Annotated in this window: 1 rRNA gene; it reads right to left on the reverse strand. The window is 44.7% G+C overall.

Features of this window, described 5'->3' with window-relative positions:
- Window positions 1-218: ribosomal RNA gene (locus JHD73_RS28335) — 16S ribosomal RNA — on the reverse strand; the annotation flags it as partial.
- Window positions 219-387: the final 169 nt, after the last annotated feature.

Here is a 387-nt window from a genome sequence, read left to right on the forward strand (position 1 = left end):
AGTTTATGGTTAAGACTACGACGGTATCTGATCGTCTTCGATCCCCTAACTTTCGTTCCTGATTAATGAAAACATCCTTGGCAAATGCTTTCGCAGTAGTTAGTCTTCAATAAATCCAAGAATTTCACCTCTGACAATTGAATACTGATGCCCCCGACTGTCCCTATTAATCATTACGGCGGTCCTAGAAACCAACAAAATAGAACCACACGTCCTATTTCATTATTCCATGCTAATGTATTCGAGCATAGGCCTGCCTGGAGCACTCTAATTTTTTCAAAGTAAAAGTCCTGTTTCCCCGTCACACCCAGTGAAGGGCATGAGGTTCCACAGAGGGAAAGGCCCGGCCGGACCAGTACCTGTCTCTTATACACATCTCCGAGCCCA

The sequence above is a fragment of the Ralstonia sp. ASV6 genome, from assembly GCF_016429285.1.
GTDB lineage: Bacteria > Pseudomonadota > Gammaproteobacteria > Burkholderiales > Burkholderiaceae > Ralstonia > Ralstonia flaminis.